2 protein-coding genes and 1 pseudogene are annotated in these 1030 nt (G+C 63.8%); all 3 read left to right on the top strand.

From position 1 onward, the window contains the following. Nucleotides 1-246: pseudogene (locus YH3_RS34665) on the top strand (molecular chaperone DnaK); the annotation flags it as partial. A gap of 8 nt (nucleotides 247-254) precedes the next feature. Further along, complete coding sequence (locus YH3_RS34660; RefSeq protein ID WP_064442841.1) at nucleotides 255-779, top strand: nucleotide exchange factor GrpE; 525 nt, start codon at nucleotides 255-257, stop codon at nucleotides 777-779. A 6-nt stretch (nucleotides 780-785) separates the two neighbouring features. Next, the coding region (locus YH3_RS34655) for a DnaJ domain-containing protein (protein ID WP_154100427.1) at nucleotides 786-1030 on the top strand (245 nt) is incomplete at its 3' end.

Below are 1030 nucleotides of genomic sequence, written 5' to 3'. Positions count from 1 at the left end.
CTCGCCGAACTCGGTGACAGTGCCCCGCCGCATGAGAAGGCGCGGGCCGAGATGCTGGTTGCCGACGCCCGAAAGGCCGTGCAGGACGGCGCTTCACCCGAAGAGGTTCAGCCACTCACCTCGGAGCTGCAACAGCTGCTCTACGGACTTGTGCCGGACCAGTCGGACGACGGCCAAGCAGGCGGCGCTGATGCTGCGTCGTCGGATGACGGCGACGTGATCGACGCCGAATTCGATCGAAGCTGAGGCGCACGATGGAAATGTCTGCAGATCATTCGACGACTGAGCCGACTACCAACAGCGCCGACACGGATCAAAGCAAGACCGAGTCCGATCGCGCCGAGACGGCAGACGAGCTGTCTCAACTCGAGGACCGTTGGCGCAGGGCCGTCGCAGATCTGGACAACCTGCGCAAGCGATACGCCAAAGATCTGGACCGTGAACGCGCCGCGGAAGTAGCGAAGGTTTCGGCGGCGTGGCTGCCGATACTGGACAACTTGGAGCTTGCGCTTGCACACGCAGGCAGCGATTCGCAGGCCGTCGTCGAAGGTGTGAAGGCGATCCGGGACCAGGCGGTACAGGTGCTCTCACGACTCGGCTTCGAGCGCCACGACGAGGCCGGTGTGCCGTTCTCCCCGGAACTCCACGAAGTGGTCAGTGTGGTAACCCGACCCGACCTTCCGTCCGGGACCGTGGTCGAGGTCTTGCGCCCGGGTTATGGAGAGGACGGGCGACAGTTGCGGCCCGCCGCGGTGGTCGTCAGCCGCCCAGAGGGGTGAGCACCGATGGCCCGTGACTACTACGAAGTACTCGGCGTACCGAAGGGCGCCGGCACCGACGAAATTCAGCAGGCGTACCGCAAGCTGGCCCGCAAGTACCACCCCGATGTGAACAAGGATCCCACTGCGGAGGACAAGTTCAAGGAGGTCAACGAGGCCTATCAGGTGTTGTCCGACCCGGACACCCGGAAACGCTATGACCGATTCGGTGACGACTTCCGGCATGTACCCGAGGATTACGACGAACGGGT

It is taken from the genome of Rhodococcus sp. YH3-3 (genome assembly GCF_001653035.1).
Lineage (GTDB): Bacteria > Actinomycetota > Actinomycetes > Mycobacteriales > Mycobacteriaceae > Rhodococcus_F > Rhodococcus_F qingshengii.
The sequence above is the reverse complement of the archived record's forward strand: the minus strand, read 5'-3'. Positions and strand labels throughout refer to the sequence as shown.

Bases quoted from the DNA above. Each gene is read 5' to 3' on its own strand.
- YH3_RS34660 (WP_064442841.1), top strand. From the start codon at position 255: ATGGAAATGTCTGCAGATCATTCGACGACTGAGCCGACTACCAACAGC.